We start from the raw sequence: 20,674 nt of genomic DNA, 5'->3' as shown, positions 1-20,674 counted from the left end.
CGCCATGCAGATATTCCTATCCTCCCGGGGGATTTTATCAAACAAGTATCAGTATAGCAAAAATCCCTACTTATTAAAAGCAAGTTCACATAAATTAAACATTTTAAATTTTTTGTTGCTTCAGATATTGTTCAATCCCTTTCACTATAGCTTCCACTATTTTATTCTGATATTCTTCTTTGCAGAGAAGTCCGGCCTCTTCCGGATTTGTAAGAAAACCACACTCTACAATATTCAAAACACTTTCACTTCTTTTTAACAGATAATAGGTTTTATTACCTTTTGCCACACGAGGGCGTTTTACTTTCAGTCCCAGATTCAGTTCTTCCTGGATAAACTCTGCCAGATTCTTTCCCCGGACAGAATCTTCATAATAAAACACCTGTGGACCGCATACAGACGAATCCTGATAGCTGTTCTGATGAACACTTATGCACAGCACAGGTCTGTATTTCTTTATCATAGCAATCCTGCACTGCATATCCTGTGCTTTCTGATTTCTGCTGTCCTCCTCATAAAGGCCCTTATCTTCTTCCCTTGTCATGATTACAGAAAATCCTTGTTTTTCCAGAGAATCCTTTAATTTTACGGCAATCTGAAGATTTATCCCCTTTTCTTCCAGTCCGTTCACTCCGATCATTCCCGGATCCGCTCCACCATGTCCTGCATCTACCAGAATGATTTTTGAATTTTCTGTTGAACTCATAGTCTCTGAAACTTCAGCTGCCTGTTTTGACAGAATGAGAAAACTGACAAGAAGCAGACACCCTAACATTAATTCCAGTCCATATTTTTTCAAACTAAAAACACCTCCTGAGACATCTTTTACAGTCTACGGGAAAATTCACTGTTCCTGTAGACTGGCTATAGCAATTCCATAAAATAATGCAATCAGTATTTCATAAAATTCTATATTAATATATGTTTCAGAAGATGTTTTTATAGCCTGCTGATGCAGAACTTTTAATTATTCAGATTGTCCGAGATTACCTGCCAGATTCCGTTGTTTTCAAATCCAAGCTTCCATGCAGAAACTCCTGCAAGGTCATATTTGGATACCAGCTTCACTTTCTCTGCAACTGACTGAGCATCCTCAAGCCAGATCTGATAGGTAGAATTATCTATATCATATTTTCCATAATTCTGGGAAGTGGTCTTATCCCAGTAGGTTTCCACATTATTATCTGCAATTGTCTGCTGCGCCTGATCCATACCGATTGCTTCACTGGTTACATTTCCCCCTGTGGTCCTCCACAGTCTGGTATAAAACGGAATGGCATTGATCACACGTTTAGCCGGAACCTCTTTCAGTGTATCCTGGATTCCCTGTTCCACCCATGGAAGAGATGCCACAGAACCGGCTTCAGATCCTACATAATGCTCGTCATATCCCATGATGATCACATAATCTACAACCCTTCCCTGCTCAGCCCGGTCATAATGGCTTGTAAAATCCTCAGGAACCGGATTATCCACTGAAAGAACCAAATTATTCTTATGACACTCTATGGAAAGTTCTCTCAGAAATTCCAGAAAATGAGTTCCCACATCCTCGCTGAGAGATTCAAAATCCACATTAATGCCATCCATTCCCACATCTTGGGCTGCCTGGATCAGCTGACTGATAATATTCTGTCTCGCCGCAGTGCTGGAAAGTGTTTCCGTTGTACTTACTTCCTGTGTAAAGTTGTCGATCAGTCCCCATACCTGAAGCCCCTTTTCATGAGCCTGTGATACATAATCTGCACTTGCGATGCTTGCAATGTTTCCTGAAGTATCTGTCAGATAGAACCAGGTAGGCGAGATCACATTCACACCTGTCATATTTGCTGTCGCATCCGCAAAATAAGCATTGGCATCTGTGGAAGTCACCTGATGCCATACCATATTGACCTTGCTGTCCATAGTAAGATAGGAGTACTCTTCCTTCTTAAAGCTTCGTTCAAATTTTGTCTTCTCTGCTTCTCCCACTTTCTTCTTATCTATATAACCAATATATCCGTCATCCGTAGCTACCTGATCCCAGTTCTCCAATTCTTCGATAAGACGAAGCTTTGTACCTTTCTTTACAGAAGTAAGAATAGCCGATTTAATTCCACCGCGGTAACGTATGCTTGTATTCTTCTTAACTGTGACTGTTTTTACATTTTTGAATTTATACTGTATGGCAATCCTGTATGGATCTTTTGTGATGTATGCATCAAGATCTGTAAATTCCTGCACATAAGTAAGATTCAGATACACTTTGTCATCTTTCACCCATACCTTATCTCCTGCCTCAGATGATGCACTCGCAGAAGTCAGCTCCGAAGGTGTTGCATAAAGTATCTGCTGATTGGCAGAATCCCAGTAATATCTCTGGTTCAGATAAGTATTCACCACATCCAGTGGTAAATAGACTCTGTCTCCGTCCACCAGACCACGTTCTTCCAGTTTCTCAGTTCCAATGACCAGGGCAATCTCCCCATCTGTCATTTCTCCATAATATTCATTCAGATCCATTTTCTCAGAAGATGGTATGTACTTCATTACTACATGAGTGACAATTCCAAGAATCGCAACAAGAATGACCAAAACGGCAACTGCGATAACTGGTTTATACTTTTTATTCATAGTATTTTTCCTTTCAGTAAATATTGTGTTACCGGAAACAAAGCAGACAGTAACACGATCGCTATTGATACATCAGCTCACAGAAAGGTATTTCATATAGTTATTTTGAGTATGATGTACCAGTATTATTAACTGTATCGGTAACTTGATGATACTGGCTTAAGTATACCATAAAATATTACAATTGTATTGCAAAATCGTATTTTTCACAAATTTTTAAGATATGCGTAATTATATTCTTATGCTGCCCGAAGGCATTATGAACATCGGGGGGACTGGTTCAGAATCTGTTCGGGCAGCTTTCTCTTTTGTTATTTTTCTTTGACGAAATCAAAATCCACACGAGCGATCCGTCCTTTTTCATCTTCAACGTAATCACGCATGTATCCACCACCTTCTGCAATCTGACAGGCTTTTGCAATTGTTTTCGGATTACTGAGTATACCATTCAGATACAGAGAAATTCCCTGTTCACGATAACTCTTCAATTCTTTTTCCAGTGGTTTACGCATGCTCTTTTTGGTTGCCCGTGATATATTTTCCGTAAGCTTACCTCCCTTCTTTCATAAGATTTTTTAGAAAGCACCTTATCGGCTGTTGAAAAAACAATATCCCTGCACCTGTTTTATCGTTACTGTGAACGGAGTGAACAGTAACGTTTCAACTTCTTATCATCATGGAAATTTTACCTGTACATTGCCACAGCAGGAACGCTGCATGAAAAACGGCAATGAAGTTTAGAAATAAAAGATCACTTTGGTTAATGTTTCAGATCTTCGCTTATGTGAACCGCAGGTTTACTGCTTCTTCTGTTTTCATTATATCCATCTGGTAAACAGATGCAAGTGTTTTTCTTCATTTATGTATTTTTTTCTGTTTTGTTTCTAAAAATTTAATATTTTGGTTGATTACTTATCTTTACATTTTGCAGTTCTGTGTTATATAATATAGTGTATAAAATTTTATAAATTCACAGTCAGACAATAGAATTTTTGAAGTTACTTGCAGCGATTTTCCAAAGACAGCGCATCTATGGCAATCCTTTAAAATTGCTGTTCAAAAAAACAATAGTAACTTTTAATTTATCCGTAATTGTCCGCAGCTTTCAAAAGTTAAATTTTCATTATCAGAAACACTTTTAATGGATTTTCACAGGCAATTATGAAGCTGCCAGATAATTCAATGTTATTCAGAATAGGATGTGACAACATGAAGATAGAAAAGATCAACGACAACCAGATACGCTGCACACTGACAAGAGAAGACCTGGAGAACCATCAGATCCGTATCAGTGAACTGGCTTACGGCACTGAGAAAGCCAAGAAACTTTTCCGCGATATGATGCAGCAGGCACAGATACAGTTTGGTTTTGAGGCAGATAATATTCCATTAATGATCGAGGCCATCCCGGTGAGTACCGAGAGCATCATCCTGATCATTACCAAAGTAGAGGATCCTGAAGAACTGGATACCCGTTTCTCCAAATTTGCTCCATTCAGAGGGAATGATAAGACAGATACTCTTCAGCTTGACGGTGCAGACAATATTATTGATATCTTCCAGAAGCTTTACGAAGCAAAGATGAAGAGTACTCAGACAAAAGATGGCAAATCTGCTCAGAATACCGGAGCAAAGGAAAATGACGATACTCAGGTTCCTGATGTAAATCTTATCCGTCTCTATGAGTTCGACACACTGGACGATGTGATTGCGGCCGCCCATGGACTGAACGGCTATTTTACCGGTACAAACACCCTGTACAAAGATCCGGCCGATGAGCTTTACAAACTGGTACTTCACCAGTCATCACTTTCTCCGGAGGATTTTAACAGGGTATGTAATATTCTTACGGAATATGGACAGGGAAAGGCTTTCTCTCTTTCAGGAGAAGCTTATCTGACAGAACATGGAGAACTGATTTCCGATTCTGCCCTTCAGCAGCTGATTCAACTGTAATAATTTTCATAATTAAAAGAGCATTCAGTTTTCATCTGAAAGCTCTTTTCTTATACCATAGTAAATTACAGATTTCTCAAAAAAGGATGTCCTGAACTTATTCAGAACATCCTTTTTACATGTCAGTCTATGACAATTCAACAATTGTCATAGTCCGTCATATGATTACCTTTCAGGAAGATTATTCTCCAAGAAAATCATTAATCTGGTTAACCAGTACATCAACATCCAGTCCATGAACCATAGCCGCTTCTTCGAGAGATTCCATCTGGGAAGATGGGCATCCAAGGCAATGCATTCCTGCTCTCATAAGAATCGGTGCGATATTTGCATCAATCTGAAGAAGCTGACCGATCAGCATGTCTTTTGATACTTTAGCCATTGTATATTTCCTCCTTAATTTTTCTTCATACTACTCAGCTTTTATAGCTTCTGATATTATAATACTATTTTACTCTGGAATCAACTGCAAACTTTTAATTTTATCGTTCCTCCCTGAAATACGGAAGTCCCAGCGCAGCAGGCGGCTGGTGTTCCTTTTTCTTTCGGAAGCTTGTGAATACCAGTACGATAATCGTTACCACATAAGGCAGTGCTTTAAATACTTCCTGCATGCTTCGTCCAAGTCCCGGGATATAAAGATACAGAATATAAAGAGCTCCGAACAGGAATGCTCCCCAGATTGCATTCAGTGGTTTCCATAATGCAAAGATTACCAGTGCAACAGCAAGCCAGCCACGATCTCCAAAACCATTGTCTGTCCAGGTTCCTCCTGAATATTCCATTACGAAATAGAGTCCGCCCAGACCTGCCAGACCTGCACCGATACAGGTTGACAGATATTTATATTTGATAACATTGATACCTGCTGCATCTGCAGTTCCCGGATTTTCACCGATTGCCCTGAGATTCAATCCCGCTCTTGTCTTGAACAGAAAAAACGATAACAGGACTGCTATAATAATGCAGAGATATGTAAGGAAACCATAATTAAATAAAATACCTCCGATAACCGGAATCTTAGACAATCCCGGGATTTTTGCCGTATAGGCACTTCCTGTTACTTTTACGGAAATCTGTCCTACACCGCCTGCAAGCTTGGAAATAGAACCGCCAAAGAAGTTACCAAAACCTGTACCAAAAATGGTAAGTGCAAGACCTGTTACATTCTGATTTACACGAAGTGTGATAGTCAGGATACTGTAGATCAGACCACCGATTGCAGCACATGCAAACGCACACAAAAACGATATCAGTACACCCACAAGTGCATTGGGATCAGGATTATCCTTCTCATAGAGGAAAGCTCCCATCAGACCTGAAATGCCGCCCATATACATAATTCCCGGAATACCAAGATTCAGATTACCGGATTTCTCTGTCATAATCTCACCAAGCGCCCCATACAGAATACAGATGCCCTGGACAATTGCTTTTTGAATAAAAACTATCAGTACACTCATTGCCGCTACCTCCTATTTCTTTGCACGCTTTACTCTGTAGTTGATAAAGAATTCTGCACCGATCAGGAAAAACAGAATGATTCCCAGAAGAACATTGGAAGCATTCTCATTCAGTCCATACTGTGTTGCGATCTGTACGGCACCCTGGTTCATAAATACGATGCCAAAGGAAACCGCAACCATAATAAATGTATTAAACTTGGAAAGCCATGCAACAATGATCGCAGTAAATCCACGACCGCCTGCTGTTGCAGTGGAAATCGTATGGCTGGCTCCGCTGACAATAACAAAACCTGCGATACCACAGATTGCACCGGAGATTGCCATTGTACGGATAATAACCTTTTTCACCTGGATACCGGCATATCTGGCAGTATTCTCGCTCTCACCTACTACTGCGATCTCATAGCCCTGCTTACAGTATTTCAGATAAATGAACATTCCCACTGTCAGAATCAGGACAATAACTACATTCCAGCCATATTTCTGTCCGAACAATTCCGGAAGCCATCCACCTTTTGTAGCCTGATTGATGATACCGACTGTATTGGAACCTTTCGGATTTTCCCAGAATACAATACAATAAGTTACTACCTGCATGGCAACATAATTCAACATCAGAGTAAACAATGTCTCATTTGTATTCCAGTTTGCTTTAAATACAGCCGGGATCATTCCCCAGATCATTCCGCCAAGTGCACTCGCCACAAACATTACGATCAGGAGTAACCCTGCAGGCATCTTATCTCCTGCATAGATCATGACGGCAGCAGAGCAGGCACCACCGATCAGAATCTGACCTTCTGCACCGATGTTCCAGAATTTCATTTTAAATGCAGGTGCCAGACCAATGGAAATACACAGCAGTACCATTGTATCTCGTATGGTCTGCCACAGACGGCGATCCGAACCCATTGCTCCATCCCAGATTGCCTTATAGACATCCACCGGATTCATCTTTACCAGGGCAACGATCACCGCTCCGCACACGATCAGTGCAAGGATCAATGCAATGAAACGGATCAGAAGACGTTCCTGCCATCTGGCTTTGTTTCTTCTTTTACTTACCTGTAAGAAAGGTTCTTTCTTCATGCCTGTGTCCCTCCTTTTTCATGCTTCGTCATAAGAATCCCGATTTCTTCTTTCGTTGCAGTTCTTCCATCCTCAATTCCGCTGATTTTACCTCCGCAGAACACTGCAATCCTGTCACATAGTTCAAGAACTACATCAAGATCCTCAATAACACAGACTACTGCAACCCCTTTTTTCTTCTGTTCATTCAGAAGGCGGTAAATCACATGGGAAGTATTGACATCCACCCCTCGAGTTGGGAAAGCTACCAGAAGCACTTTCGGATTCTGGGCAATTTCTCTTCCTACCAGAACCTTCTGCACATTTCCTCCTGACATCTGACGGACAGGTGCGGAAATACTTGGAGTCATGACTTCAAGCTGTTCTTTGATTTTTAACGCCAGTGCCTTTGGACCTTTTCGATCCAGGAATGGACTTTTGCCATTGCGATAGCTTCTGAGCATCATATTATCAGTCATATCCATATCGCCCACAAGCCCCATACCAATACGGTCTTCCGGAACAAAAGCAAGGCTGATCCCTGCTTTATTAATGGAGATAGAATCCATTCCTGCAAGCTCTGTTCCTTTTCCATTGTCATCAAGCAGGGTGATCGAACCGCTCTCTATTGCCTGGAGTCCTGCAATTGCCTCCAGAAATTCTTTCTGACCGCTTCCGGAAATGCCGGCAATACCCAGAATCTCTCCTGCATTTACTGTCAGATCAACATCGTCCAGAGTTTTTACCTCTTCTTTATTTTTACAGTTCAGACCTTTGACTACTAATCGTTTCTTTACATTCTCCGGTTCAGGACGGTCGATATTGAGATCTACTCTGCCGCCCACCATCATCTCTGACAGGCTCTGTGCATTTGCCTGAGCTGTTTCTACTGTATCAATATACTTTCCTTTTCTGAGTATTGCCACACGGTCTGATAACGCCAGAACTTCCTGGAGTTTGTGCGTGATGATCATAATGGAACATCCATCTTTTCTCATATTTCTCAAAATATCGAATAACCGGTCAGACTCCTGTGGTGTCAGAACTGCGGTCGGCTCATCCAGGATCAGAATCCTCGCGCCGCGGTAGAGCATCTTTATGATCTCAACTGTCTGCTTCTGGGAAACGGACATTTCGTAGATCTTCTGTGACAGATCCAATTCAAATCCATATTTATCTACCAGCTTCTGAATATCCTCTGTGATCTTCTTCATATCCAGCTTTCCCTTTCCCGGAAGTCCCAGAACAATATTCTCTGCTGCTGTCAGTACATCTACCAGTTTAAAATGCTGATGTACCATACCGATTCCCAGTTCATAGGAATCTTTCGGTGAGCGGATCGTTACTTCTTTTCCATTTACAAAAATATGTCCCTCATCCGGATAATAAATTCCATAGATCATATTCATCAGAGTTGTCTTTCCGCTTCCGTTTTCCCCCAGAATTGCAAGAATCTCCGATTTTCTCAGTGTGAGATCTACATGATCATTCGCCTGGACCGAACCAAAACGCTTGGAAATATCTCTAAGTTCAAGTGCATAGTTTTCTCCCACTATCGTTTCCTCCTTTTATCTAATGATATCCAATCTACAGTAAAAGTCTTATCTCTTTGACTGCCGATATCATTTAATCCTACTTCTGAATTATGGAATTGCTCTCCTGTATACTCCATAATACAGCAAAAGAAACCTTCTGTCAGAAGACTTCAAGACTTCCTTTGCACGTACGATATGAAAACAGCAGAGCTGCCGCCCGGGCAGCCCTGCTGTCGTAAATTGCTCCGCGCTTTGCAGCTCCCGCAATTTTTTTATTCTGTAATAGATGTAATTCCATCAATCGCAATATCAAATGCAGGTGCGGAACCATATTCAGATTCATGGAAGTATCCGTCAGAAATGTACTCTGTATCACCCTTCTTATAAGTATCAAGTTCCTTGCCGTCTACTGTAAATGCAGATGTATCAAATACATGAAGGGAACCATCAATGAGCGCATCTTCCACTTCTTTGACCTTTTCTTCTGTACCCTCTGCTACAGTTTTGTCATTGAGAACTGTGATCTTATCTGCACCTTCCGCAAATCCTTTACACCAGTCAGTATCAATTGCTGTGCCGTCAAGCATACACTGTACTGCGTATGTATAATATACACCCCAGTCCATAGATGCAGAAGTAAGTGCTGTGTTCGGAGCAACAGATGTCATATCAATATTATAACCTACACATGGAACTCCTGCTGCTTCGCATGCTGTAGGAGCACCTGTTGTATCTGCATGCTGGCTGATCAGTACACAGCCGTCAGAGATCAGAGCATCTGCGCACTCTTTCTCAAGGTCAAAGCTTGCCCAGCTGTTTGTATATTTTACTTCCATTGTTACAGACGGGCATACGCTCTTCGCGCCAAGATAGAAAGCTGTATAACCGGAGATAACCTCTGCGTATGGGAATGCACCTACATAACCCATCTTGCATGCGTCTTCTTTTACTGTGCCGTCCTCGATCATTTCATTCAGTTTCAGACCTGCAACTACACCTGACACGTAACGTGCTTCGTAAATATTTGTAAAATAGTTATGCATATTGGAAAGTCCGCTGGATGCAGCCTGTGTTCCTGTTGCATGACAGAACTGAACCTCCGGATATTCCCCTGCCGCTTCCAGTATATAAGTCTCATGTCCAAAGCTGTTTGCAAAGATGATCTGACATCCCTGATCTGCAAGGTCTGCTGCCGCATCATAGCATCCCTCATCTTCACCGATGAGAGTTTTCTCAATAATCTGAGAATCGTCAAGACCAAGCTTCTCTTCCATCTCATCAATTCCTTTCATATGAGCTGCTGTGTAACCTTCATTCTCATCACCGATATAGATCACTCCTACTTTCAGGTCCTCTTTTGCAATCCCTTTGCCTTCATCTTCTGCAAATACCGGTGCACTCATGGAAACCGCCATTACTGCTGCAAGTCCAATTGCCAATGCTTTCTTCATTCTTCATTCCTCCATTCTTTCTATTAGTTTTCTGATTCCTGCTACGGAACAAAAGAGGCACAACTTTCTGTGTTATGCCTCCTTGCAAGTATCTTTACTATAACCGTTTATGTCTGAATTGTCAATAAATTCAGCAAAAACGCACTTTCTTTTTGATACTCTTATTTTTTTTGTATATTAACAGACTATTTTCCATCATACAAATGCCTGTATTTTGGCAGGATAATTTCTCTGCTCGGACAGACATTCACATGTCCGTCAGCTATTTGTATTCTGCAGGTAAAGTAAGCAAATGCTAACTTAATATTATTTTATAATGTATCTGATTTTATACTTGTAATTCAGACAAAGATATATTAAAATGTATGCAGAACCCCGAAAGGGGCCTAAAACGTTATTACGATAAGGAGGATTCTAATTATGGCATATGTAATTTCAGACGAATGTGTAAGCTGTGGAACATGCGAAAGCGAATGTCCTGCAGAAGCTATCTCTCAGGGAGATGAGCATTATGTAATCGACGCTGATGCATGCTTAGACTGCGGAACATGTGCAGATGCATGTCCAACAGAGGCTATTCATCCAGCAGAATAATTCATGATTTCAAAACAGCTTCATCTCTGTTTACCGCAGAGACGAAGCTGTTTTCTTTATGGATAACTTTTACAAATGTTTTCTTCTGATCCTCCTGCTTCTTTTTTCCAGTGCTGCAGCAGCCTCTTTTCTCGCAAGCTGTCTGTTACGGATCGTTTCATCCAGATCCCGGCACTGGTCTTCTCCCTCTTTTTTCATATGTAGCTCCTGAGCGATCAGACGTTCCATGATTTTCTGAAATTCAAGTATTTTTTCCCTCTCAGGCTGTTCATCTTCAAGAAGCTTCACTTTGCTCGCAGTAGTCCCGGGTGCAGTCCTTGAAATTCTTGGAACCAGTTCTTTGATTGCTCTCAGGGCAAGTCCTCTTTTCTTTAGTTCCTTTATATTAGCCAGAAGCGTAATATCATTTCCTGTATAGTAACGATGTCCCTGCTCATTCCTGCATATCCTCAGTTCCAGTTCTTCCTCCCAGTACCGGAGGACCGATGCCCTCACGCCAAGGATTTCTGCGGTCTGAGTCACAGTATACCGCTGCTCCATGCTGCCCCTCCTCCTTTTGAGTCCATTTTTTCATCAGAAACCACTGATGCATATCAACAACTCAATCTATCACCTGATATCATTGAACCACTGCACTGTAAAAACAGCTGTCGTAATCCTGATATCATGTATATTTATTATAAAACGCCATAGCGAGATTGCAAGAAGTTTCGATTGACAAACTTCCCTATAAAACTTTATTTTGACACAAAAAACAGGGAAACAGTACCGGATTCTCCCCCTGATACTGTTTCCCTGTGAAATTTTTCTATAGCAATCCTCGTAAATAATGCATTTAAGACAATTCAGCAGGATTTCACACTCTGATGGGCTGGATTAAGATGCATTATTTTAGAGGATTGCTATAATATTATTCAAGTCAAAGATCAAACTCCTCTGAGATAGATTATTTCTTCATATTCACAAACTGTGTATATCTCGGCAGCCATACCAGTTCTACTGTTCCGATGGGACCGTTTCTCTGTTTGGCAATGATGATCTCTGCAATGTCCTTCTTCTCTGTATCCTTATGATAATAGTCATCTCTGTAGATAAACATTACCACATCGGCATCCTGCTCAATGGCTCCGGATTCTCGAAGATCTGAAAGCATTGGCCTGTGATCCGGACGCTGTTCCACCGCACGGCTGAGCTGAGACAATGCGATCACCGGCACATTCAGTTCTCTGGCAAGAGCTTTCAGAGAACGGGAAATATCTGAAATTTCCTGCTGTCTGGAATCACTTTTTCCACTTCCGCTCATCAGCTGCAGATAGTCGATCATGATAATCCCGAGATTATGTTCCAGCTTATATTTCCTGCATTTGGAGCGCATTTCCGCAATAGAAATACCCGGCGTGTCATCAATGATCAGATTAGATTTACCGATAATATCTGCTCCTTCTACCAGTTTTGTCCAGTCCTCGTCTTTCAGATTACCTGTTCTCATATTCTGGGAATCTACATGAGATTCCATTGCCAGAAGTCGGTTCACCAGCTGTTCCTTTGACATTTCCAGACTGAATATGGCAACTGTGACATCCTTTCGGAATGCCATATACTGTGCAATGTTCAGTACAAAGGCTGTTTTCCCCATGGAAGGACGGGCTGCGATCAGCACCAGATCAGAAGGATGCATACCGGATGTTTTATAATCCAGATCCATAAAGCCTGTGGGAATACCTGTTACAGAACCTTTAAGCTTAGACGCTTTCTCAATGTTATTAATGGCATTCAGAACTACCTGCTGGATTGGAACATATTCTTCATTGTTGCGTCTCTGGAGAATATTGAACAGTTTTTTTTCCGCTTCTTCCAGAATAATCTCTGTATTCTCCTTCTCCAGATAGCAGGTGTTGGCAATCTCTTCATTTGCCTTGATAAGTCTGCGAAGGACTGCTTTCTCACTGACAATCTTTGCGTAGTACTTCACATTTGCAGAAGTAGGAACCGCTGAGATCAGATCTCTTACATATTCCATACTGCTGATATCCGGCGGGAGTTCTTTCTCCTTTAAACGATTCTGAAGGGTCACCAGATCTACCGGTTTCCCTTCATTACACAATTCCACCATTGCATCAAAGATGATGCCATATTGTTTCTGATAAAAATCATCGCTGGTAAGTATCTCAGATGCCACAAGGATCGCATCTCTGTCCAGGATCATTGAGCCGATTACAGACTGCTCTGCCTCTATACTGTGGGGGAGTATTCTTTTAATCAGCGCTTCTTCCATTCTTTATCCCTCCGGAAGACTTATGCTTCTTTTACCCATACTTTAAGAGTTCCTGTTACCTTAGGATGTAATCTGACAGGCACCTGGGTAACACCAAGTGTACGGATTGGCTCAGGAAGCTGCAGTTTCTTTTTATCAATGTCAAGATTCAACTGTTTCTTTGCTGCTTCAGAGATTTCTTTGGAAGAAACGGAACCAAAGGTTCTTCCACCTTCTCCTGTTTTCAGTGTAAGGATGATTTCTTTTGTCTCGAGATCCTTTGCAAATGCCTGTGCTGCTTCATATACTTCTTTTGCGACCTTCTCTTCGTTTGCTTTCTGAAGTTTCAGATCATTTAAATTCTTAGGAGTTGCCTCCAGCCCCAGTTTCTTAGGAAGGATCATGTTTCTTGCATATCCGTCACTTACATTTACGATCTGTCCCTTTTTTCCAAGTGCTTTTACGTCTTCAAGTAAGATTACTTTCATTTTGTGTTTTCCTCCTGATATTCCTGATCTATGATGTCTTTAAGCATTCTCTCCACCTCATCCGGAGAAGCCTTGACCTGGGCACCGGCAATATTCATATGACCGCCTCCGCCCATCTTTTCCATCATTACCTGTACATTGACTTCGTCAATAGCCCTGGCACTGATATAAACTTCATTATTGTACTGAGTCAGTACAAAAGATGCCTTAACCCCTGCAATATTCAGAAGCTCATTGGCTGCCTGTGCTCCTATAACTGTAGGACTGTCCAGATTTTCACTTGGACATCTGGCAATGGCATAGCATTCTCTGTAAATCTGTGCAGTTCTCACTGCTTCTGCACGTGCCTGATAAGATTTCAGATCATCCCTTAACAGTTTACGTACTCTGGTCACGTCTGCTCCACTCCTTCTTAAGAATGCAGCAGCCTCAAAGGTACGTACACCTGCTCTTGTAGTAAAATTGTTTGTATCGATCATAATTCCCGCATAGAGACAGTCAGCCTCCATATTGCGGATACGCAGGTCATCCGAGAAATACTGCAGGATCTCTGCTACCATCTCACAGGCTGAGGATGCATAAGGCTCCACATAGGAAAGCACCGCATTCTCTATCACTTCGCTTCCCCGCCTGTGATGATCCAGCACAACAATTGTCTTTGTCATGTGCAGAAGCTCCTCGCATTCCGTATAGCTTGGTCTGTTAGTATCAACTACAACCACCACTGTATTGTTATCTACCATATCTTTAGCCTGCTCGCTGTCCACAAACATAGATGGCTCGTAGTCTGGATTATTCACATATCCTGCGATCAACGGTCTGATAGATTTTGTCGGATCATTCACTACAATACTGACAGATTTTCCAAGTGTTTTACCTGCACGGAAAATACCGATTGCTGCTCCCAACGCATCCACATCTGTGATTTTATGTCCCATGACAACGACTCTGTCTTTCGTACTCATAAACTCTTTCAGTGCCTGCGCTTTTACCCTGGCTTTTACGCGGGTATTCTTCTCCATCTGCTGAGTCTTTCCGCCGTAATAGGTAATATTATTTCCATTCTTAATAACAACCTGATCACCGCCACGTCCAAGTGCCATCTCTATAGCAATACGTGAATACTCATAATTTTGAATATAAGTGGAAGCATTCAGTCCCACACCAATACTCAAAGTGATCGCCATCTCATTTCCGATATTAACTGTTTTAACCTCGTCCAGAATATGAAATCTCTGTTCTTTCAGAGCCTCAAGCGAACTCTGGCGCATGATCAGGAAATATTTGTCCTTCTCAAGTTTCTTTACAAGACCATCGAAATTGGAAAAATATTTCGTAATCTTCCGGTCAATCAGAGCAATCAGAAGTGAACGTCTCACATCCTCTACACTCTCAAGTGCTTCCTCATAGTTATCCAGATAAGCCAACGCTACAACAAGCTTATTGTCTTCATTCTTTTTAATGTAAGACTTCAGTTCTGTATCGTCATACAGATACATGGCGATCAGGCTGACATTCCTGTTTGAATTCTCCAGAAACTCACTTTTGGCAACCACTTCACCAAGAGACACCCTCTGCATGGAAATACGATAAGTCTTCTCTCCAAATCGAGTACTGATCTCAGCAGTCTCTTTCTTATCTGCAACCGGTAATTTGTCAGCTGTTACATCCGGAAAAACAGTGCTGACATTTTTCTTATAAAACTGATCTTTACCTGTAAGCTCCGCAAATACTTTGTTGGACCAGATCATTCTGCCATTCATATCCATAATGGCATAGGGCAATGCCAGTTCTTCAAGGATTCTCTTTTCAAGCGAATCATACTGATTGGCAAAAGCTATCAGTTCATTTACAATGAACGGTCTGTGGCATCGGAGTATTATTACTGCACATCCCACATAAATCAGGATTCCACCTGACACAATAATACCAGCCTTCACGCTGACAAAATATACCCAGATATTAAGTACGATCAGTAAAGCCGAGAGAATCAGAGGCCACCGCATGAATGCTTTCATATGCCCTTTTAATTTCAGTTTATCACTCATATCTTTCTTTCCGTTCTTCATCATTCTATTTGTTTCGCCTGTACACAGCAAATGTGCTGCATATAGGCAGGTTCTGTGAAAAACGCCCTTTGAATCATATTATAACAGATTTGAACAGAATTTACCATAGCAACAGAAGAACGCACAAAAATAATGGTTATTGTGTTACTGTTCATTCTGTTCTATAGCAATTCTCGTAAATAATGCAAAAATGCTGCTCCGCCAAATGCGGAGCAGCATTTATCATCTTCAGAATTAGTCCTGGATGTATGGCATCATAGACATATGACGTGCTCTCTTGATAGCAACTGTCAGTGCTCTCTGATGTTTTGCACAGTTTCCTGTAATTCTTCTTGGAAGGATTTTTCCTCTTTCAGAAACATATTTTCTTAATTTTGCTACATCCTTGTAGTCGATCTCGTTATTCTCTTTACCACAGAATACACAAACTTTTTTTCTTCTGCGGCCGCCTCTTCTCTTCATTGGAGAGTCTGGTCTTTCGCCTCTATTGTAAGCCATGATTGCTTTCCTCCTATTTTATTCTATCAGTTTGTATTAAATAAACGGCAGTTCTTCATCAATTCCATCCGGAATGTTCATGAAACCGTCTGCACTGGCTGCTCCCGGAGCCGGCATGGATGGTGCAGGTGCAGGGGATGATGTCTGAGGATGGGAAGCTGCGTAATTATCGCTGGCCGCCTTGCTCTCAGCAAACTCCTGTTCCTCAACTACTACCTCTGTGGTATAAACCTTCTGGCCATCACGATTGGTGTAGCTGCCTGTCTGAATGCGTCCTGAAACAATGATCTTAAGTCCCTGACGGAAATACTTCTCAGCAAACTCGGCTGTACGTCCAAAGGATACACAACTGATAAAGTCTGCTGTTGCTTCACCGTCACGGCGGAATCTTCTGTCTACTGCCAGTGTATATCTGGCAATTGCCAATGCATTCTCTCCTGCGGAATATCTCACCTCAGGATCTCTTGTTAAGCGTCCCATTAAAATTACTTTGTTCATATAAATACCTCTTCGTTTCTGCTTTGAATGGTTGAACGGATCAATTAATGGTGCCTTCTAAAATCCACCCTGTATAAGATTATGCGTCTTTTCTTACGACTAAGTATCTTAATACATTGTCCATGATGCGAACGTGTCTTTCAACTTCCGCCGGGCACTGTGCGTCTGCTTCAAACTGAATGAAATAGTAGAAGCCTTCATGCATTTTCTGAATTTCGTAAGCTAATTTTTTCTTACCCCATTCTTCTACTTCTGTGATAGTGCCGTTGTAACGTGTGATGTATCCTTTTGCTTTCTCAACAACTGCATCACGTACTTCGTCTTCAACTTTTGCACTAACAACTAATGCTAACTCGTACTTGTTCATGTCTTGCTTTACCTCCTTATGGTCTGTTGGCCCTTTGCCTGTCAAAGAGCAAGGATATAAAATATATCACGAGTGTTGATTCTAACATAGTTTTTCGTGTCTGTAAAGTACTATTTTTCTTTTTTTATCAAATTTTTAGTATTTTTCTCAACCATCTTGCGCGGTACCATGATCTGATGTCCGCATCCTGTACATTTCAGGCGGAAATCAGCACCTACCCTTAAGATTTCCCAGTCTCTGCTTCCACAGGGATGGACTTTCTTTAATGTAACAATATCACCAACTTCATAGGGAAGTCCCATAATCTCTTACTCCTCTTATATAACTTTGACAGTAACCTGAACAGTTACCCTTAACCGGCTTTAACAGTGAATCTGTGCAAACACCTGTCCGATCGGTTCCTGGATCAGAAGGTCTGCATATCTGTCTCTCGGAGTCGGGGATTTGTTGATCACTACAAGGTGCTCTCCCCGGAAGTAATCGATCAGTCCTGCTGCCGGGTAAACAGCCAGGGAAGTTCCCCCTATGATCAGCACCTGTGCCTCTGAGATTGCCTTCACTGCTTCATTGATCGTCTGATTGTCCAGACCTTCTTCATACAATACCACATCCGGCTTGATAATTCCACCACATTCGCATCTCGGAACACCTGTGGATGCTTTCATGTGGGCAAAATCATAAAATCTGTGACACTTCATGCAGTAATTGCGGTATACACTTCCATGAAGCTCCAGCACCTTCTTACTGCCTGCCATCTGATGCAGATTGTCGATATTCTGGGTAATAACTGCTTTCAGTTTTCCTGCCTGTTCCAGCTCTGCCAGCTTCAGATGTGCTGCATTTGGTTTTGCAGTGTCACAAAGCATCTTGTCTCTGTAGAATTTGAAAAATTCTTCCGGCTTTCTCATAAAGAATGTATGGCTTAAGATCGTTTCCGGAGGATAGTCATATTTCTGATGATAAAGTCCGTCCTGACTTCTGAAATCCGGGATTCCGCTCTCTGTGGAAACACCTGCTCCGCCGAAGAAGACAATATTGTCATATTTGTCTACAAGTTCCTGTAATCTCTCAACTTCTCCTGCCATTTAGAATTCCTCCTTTATTTTTTCCAAACACTGTTACTGAAATTTTATCATCTGAATTTTTATCGTCTGCTTTTACAGCAATACGATTTTCTTCTGATTCAGGTAACTGCTCTTCATAATTCTACTGCCCGACATCAAGTGTATCCACACGTTTTCCCTGGACAACATAACGGGTTGCCTCGTTTCCTGTACAGGTAGACAGAGTAATGATCTTGTCCTTTATGTTCATTCCTTCTGCATCTGTCCGGATCTCGGAATATCCTCTGATCTTCTCCAGATATTTTTCAAATTCCTCACCAGGTCCCTTGAACAGGGTATAGGTATCACTGTTCACACCTGTGGTGTACGCGGAGATAATCTCATACCTGTAGTTTTTCTCAGGTGTAAAGATCCAGAAATATTTGCTCTTCTTATAAGTCTCTTCATCCTGTGTAAATTTCTTAAGCTGAGCAAACATGGAACCATTTTTCATATTATGACCATACACGATCGTGTTGCAGTCACTGAAATCTCCTTTATTTTCATAGTCCACGAAGATAGTTCCTGCAAAGTTATAATTCTTCTCATAGGTTCTGTGAAGATAAGTTTCATTGTCTTTGCCATGCACAATGGGATAATTGATATCCGGCACTGCTTCCACATAAATCCATCCCACTACATCATCATTTACACTTTTAAGAGATGCAAAGTCAATATCCATAGGCGCTTTCAGTTCACTGCCTGCCTCCGGCCCTGCTGCTTCTCCATCCGGATCTCGTTCTGTTACTGCCATCTGTGTGATTGAATTGTACTCATCCGTACCTTTTTTATATTCTGTATAAATATGAAACAGATTATATCCTGCATAACAGAATATACAGATTGCTGCGATCAGAACAACCGTCAACACAACATCCCCTGCTGTCTTCTTTTTTTTAGGCTGTTTTTCTGACATTCTTCCTCCATTTCCGCAGCACATTGCTGCTATGTATCAGCTGCTGTCTGATTGACTTCTATATAATATACAGACATCCGTTTCCAACCGCTGTCTGTGACAGACTATTATACCCGGTCACATCATTCTTCCTGTAATCCATCATGCACTGCCTCCAGACACGCTTTTCGCAGTTCATTTTCTTCTTTATTATATAAAAGCATCTCGCTGTGTTCAAAATATGCCGGACAGCCATTTCCGGCAATAAACGAAGTCATTGACTTATCCGCTGTGATCCCTGTCACGAAAAGCAGCATTTCCTGATTTTCGCCAAAGCTCTCTTTAATAAATGAAAAGGCATTCTGCAGTTCTCCCTGGAGTTTCTGGATCATATCTTCTCTGCATACTGCTTCTTTTTCAAAACATTTACTGATCCGCTTAAATCCATTTTCAGCTGACCGCACATGTTCTTTCTTTGCTGTCAGAATATATTCCCTCAGCCTGCGGATTGCCGTCTCCTGATATTTCTGTTCTCTTACTGAGATCAGTTCCATCTTTACTTTGATCTGCAGACTGTTTTCCTGTTCCTGCACAAATTCTTCAAGCAATGAAATTCCCAGCTTCTCTTCCTCAGCATTCTTTCTCACCTGAGTTCTCAGATGCAGAAGCATCTCATAGAGTACCTCAAGCTGATGATCTGCCTGTCCGTATTCTTCCGCTTTTTCTCTCAATGCCCCCAGAATCAGATTTACAACTGCAAAACGCTCCTCAAAAGCTCCATCTGCAGCCATCTTCTCCTTCAGCGCCAGATTCTCCCGGCTCAGATTTCCGGACAGGATCGACGGGATTTCATAATCTTCCCCATACTTTGTATATAACTGATAAAAACCTGCAAAATCTCTGGCTGTTTCCTCTTTCTGGAGAAATTCCTCCACCAGTTCCTCACTGATCCCGATCCCCAGCTTTTCATAGCTTTGCAGAAGTCTTGAAAGATCCTCCCAGCCCCTGGCAGTCACAAAGAATTTACCGTCTACTGTATTCTCCACCGCATAGAAATTGTTTTTCTTCACAGACAGATAAGAAATGATCGCCTGATGCACCTTCTGCTGTCCTGCATATTTCAGCCAGATATCGCAGTCAGGCTCAATTGTAAGCTTACGGACACGGTCGAGTGTGACAATATCAAATTCCCTGACAGATTTATTATACTCCGGTGGATTTCCCGCTGCTACCAGAATCCAGCCTTCCGGAATCTTATGACTTCCAAAGGTTTTATTCTGGAGAAGTGCCAGCATTGCCGGTGCCAGGGTTTCAGACACACAGTTGATCTCATCAATAAACAGGATTCCCTCTTTCCTGCCTGTCTTCTCCATACAATCATAGACAGATGCCACGATCTCACTCATTGTGTAATCTGTCACCATCATTCCTTTTCCACCGTAATTCCGTTTAACGATCTCCGGAAGACCGATGGCACTCTGACGGGTGTGATGGGTAATGGTGTAGGCTACAAGTCCCACACCGCACTCTGCTGCCGCCTGTTCCATAATGGCAGTTTTGCCGATTCCCGGCGGACCGATCAGCAACAGCGGTCTCTGACGGATCAGAGGATAAGTATAATATCCATTCTCATCCTTCGCCAGATATGCGCGAAGTGTATTACAGATTTCTGCTTTTGCTTCCTGTATGTTCATTTTATTATCATACTCCTGCTAATTATTTAGTTACTGTTCACTCCGTTCCCAGCAACACGCTTCGCGATGCACAGAATTTATGCTAATCGCATAAATTCGCGCGGTATGTCTCGGGTTTTCTGTGA

The 20,674-nt window shown here is 41.7% G+C and carries 21 protein-coding genes; 2 read left to right on the top strand and 19 right to left on the bottom strand.

Going from position 1 to position 20,674, the window contains the following annotated elements:
- Nucleotides 1–103: 103 nt before the first annotated feature.
- The 3 genes from LI074_RS10900 to LI074_RS10890 all read right to left on the bottom strand — a co-directional run bounded on the left by LI074_RS10900 (nucleotide 104) and on the right by LI074_RS10890 (nucleotide 3,125).
- Nucleotides 104–799: an N-acetylmuramoyl-L-alanine amidase gene (locus LI074_RS10900; protein WP_020993441.1), complete on the bottom strand. Its 696-nt coding sequence runs from the start codon at nucleotides 797–799 to the stop codon at nucleotides 104–106.
- A gap of 164 nt (nucleotides 800–963) precedes the next feature.
- Nucleotides 964–2,613: a glycosyl hydrolase family 18 protein gene (locus LI074_RS10895; protein ID WP_118614970.1), complete on the bottom strand. Its 1,650-nt coding sequence runs from the start codon at nucleotides 2,611–2,613 to the stop codon at nucleotides 964–966.
- 311 nt (nucleotides 2,614–2,924) lie between these two features.
- Nucleotides 2,925–3,125, bottom strand: a complete 201-nt coding sequence (locus LI074_RS10890) for a hypothetical protein (protein ID WP_008707925.1) — start codon at nucleotides 3,123–3,125, stop codon at nucleotides 2,925–2,927.
- 697 nt (nucleotides 3,126–3,822) lie between these two features.
- Between LI074_RS10890 and LI074_RS10885 the strand changes: the two genes are divergently transcribed.
- Nucleotides 3,823–4,569, top strand: a complete 747-nt coding sequence (locus LI074_RS10885; protein ID WP_020993442.1) for an adaptor protein MecA — start codon at nucleotides 3,823–3,825, stop codon at nucleotides 4,567–4,569.
- Between the two features lie 181 nt (nucleotides 4,570–4,750).
- Here the strand turns inward: LI074_RS10885 and LI074_RS10880 are convergent, their stop codons facing one another.
- From LI074_RS10880 to LI074_RS10860, 5 genes are all read right to left on the bottom strand, one after another.
- Nucleotides 4,751–4,951, bottom strand: a complete 201-nt coding sequence (locus LI074_RS10880; RefSeq protein WP_008707923.1) for a DUF1858 domain-containing protein — start codon at nucleotides 4,949–4,951, stop codon at nucleotides 4,751–4,753.
- A gap of 100 nt (nucleotides 4,952–5,051) precedes the next feature.
- Complete coding sequence (locus LI074_RS10875) at nucleotides 5,052–6,032, bottom strand: ABC transporter permease (protein WP_008707922.1); 981 nt, start codon at nucleotides 6,030–6,032, stop codon at nucleotides 5,052–5,054.
- Between the two features lie 12 nt (nucleotides 6,033–6,044).
- A complete protein-coding gene (locus LI074_RS10870) occupies nucleotides 6,045–7,124 on the bottom strand; it encodes an ABC transporter permease (RefSeq protein ID WP_118521543.1) in 1,080 nt (359 codons plus the stop codon).
- Complete coding sequence (locus tag LI074_RS10865; protein ID WP_173698182.1) at nucleotides 7,121–8,656, bottom strand: ABC transporter ATP-binding protein; 1,536 nt, start codon at nucleotides 8,654–8,656, stop codon at nucleotides 7,121–7,123. The genes LI074_RS10870 and LI074_RS10865 overlap by 4 nt, the downstream gene beginning before the upstream one ends.
- 254 nt (nucleotides 8,657–8,910) lie before the next feature.
- Entirely contained in the window at nucleotides 8,911–10,041 is a 1,131-nt protein-coding gene (locus LI074_RS10860; protein WP_420314073.1) for a BMP family ABC transporter substrate-binding protein, read from the bottom strand.
- A gap of 468 nt (nucleotides 10,042–10,509) precedes the next feature.
- On the opposite strand from LI074_RS10860, the gene LI074_RS10855 reads away from it, so the two are divergent.
- Nucleotides 10,510–10,683 carry a DUF362 domain-containing protein gene (locus LI074_RS10855; RefSeq protein WP_008707918.1) on the top strand — a complete coding sequence of 58 codons (174 nt, stop codon included), beginning with the start codon at nucleotides 10,510–10,512 and terminating at the stop codon, nucleotides 10,681–10,683.
- Between the two features lie 69 nt (nucleotides 10,684–10,752).
- On the opposite strand, the gene LI074_RS10850 is transcribed toward LI074_RS10855, so the two are convergent.
- The 11 genes from LI074_RS10850 to LI074_RS10800 all read right to left on the bottom strand — a co-directional run bounded on the left by LI074_RS10850 (nucleotide 10,753) and on the right by LI074_RS10800 (nucleotide 20,549).
- On the bottom strand, nucleotides 10,753–11,223 hold the full coding sequence (locus tag LI074_RS10850) for a MerR family transcriptional regulator (protein ID WP_008707916.1): 471 nt from the start codon (nucleotides 11,221–11,223) through the stop codon (nucleotides 10,753–10,755).
- 406 nt (nucleotides 11,224–11,629) lie between these two features.
- Nucleotides 11,630–12,958 carry a replicative DNA helicase gene (gene dnaB, locus LI074_RS10845; RefSeq protein ID WP_008707914.1) on the bottom strand — a complete coding sequence of 443 codons (1,329 nt, stop codon included), beginning with the start codon at nucleotides 12,956–12,958 and terminating at the stop codon, nucleotides 11,630–11,632.
- Between the two features lie 20 nt (nucleotides 12,959–12,978).
- Nucleotides 12,979–13,425 (bottom strand): 50S ribosomal protein L9, encoded by a 447-nt coding sequence (rplI, locus tag LI074_RS10840; protein WP_008707912.1) that lies wholly within the window; start codon nucleotides 13,423–13,425, stop codon nucleotides 12,979–12,981.
- A complete protein-coding gene (locus LI074_RS10835) occupies nucleotides 13,422–15,473 on the bottom strand; it encodes a DHH family phosphoesterase (RefSeq protein WP_055060254.1) in 2,052 nt (683 codons plus the stop codon). Before LI074_RS10835 ends, rplI begins: the two co-directional genes overlap by 4 nt.
- A gap of 255 nt (nucleotides 15,474–15,728) precedes the next feature.
- Nucleotides 15,729–15,992, bottom strand: a complete 264-nt coding sequence (gene rpsR / locus LI074_RS10830) for a 30S ribosomal protein S18 (protein WP_008707906.1) — start codon at nucleotides 15,990–15,992, stop codon at nucleotides 15,729–15,731.
- Nucleotides 15,993–16,028: 36 nt separating this feature from the next.
- Nucleotides 16,029–16,490: a single-stranded DNA-binding protein gene (locus LI074_RS10825; RefSeq protein ID WP_022380542.1), complete on the bottom strand. Its 462-nt coding sequence runs from the start codon at nucleotides 16,488–16,490 to the stop codon at nucleotides 16,029–16,031.
- Between the two features lie 79 nt (nucleotides 16,491–16,569).
- On the bottom strand, nucleotides 16,570–16,857 hold the full coding sequence (gene rpsF / locus LI074_RS10820) for a 30S ribosomal protein S6 (RefSeq protein ID WP_020993443.1): 288 nt from the start codon (nucleotides 16,855–16,857) through the stop codon (nucleotides 16,570–16,572).
- Between the two features lie 110 nt (nucleotides 16,858–16,967).
- Nucleotides 16,968–17,159 carry a DUF951 domain-containing protein gene (locus tag LI074_RS10815; RefSeq protein WP_008707901.1) on the bottom strand — a complete coding sequence of 64 codons (192 nt, stop codon included), beginning with the start codon at nucleotides 17,157–17,159 and terminating at the stop codon, nucleotides 16,968–16,970.
- Between the two features lie 60 nt (nucleotides 17,160–17,219).
- A complete protein-coding gene (locus LI074_RS10810; RefSeq protein ID WP_008707899.1) occupies nucleotides 17,220–17,942 on the bottom strand; it encodes an NAD-dependent protein deacylase in 723 nt (240 codons plus the stop codon).
- 121 nt (nucleotides 17,943–18,063) lie between these two features.
- On the bottom strand, nucleotides 18,064–18,876 hold the full coding sequence (gene srtB, locus LI074_RS10805; protein ID WP_173698180.1) for a class B sortase: 813 nt from the start codon (nucleotides 18,874–18,876) through the stop codon (nucleotides 18,064–18,066).
- Nucleotides 18,877–18,998: 122 nt separating this feature from the next.
- Nucleotides 18,999–20,549, bottom strand: a complete 1,551-nt coding sequence (locus tag LI074_RS10800) for an AAA family ATPase (protein ID WP_173698179.1) — start codon at nucleotides 20,547–20,549, stop codon at nucleotides 18,999–19,001.
- Nucleotides 20,550–20,674 lie beyond the last annotated feature (125 nt).

It is taken from the genome of Blautia sp. MSK18_10 (assembly GCF_020553185.1).
GTDB lineage: Bacteria > Bacillota > Clostridia > Lachnospirales > Lachnospiraceae > Blautia_A > Blautia_A wexlerae.
This window is presented reverse-complemented; position numbering and strand designations above follow the sequence as displayed.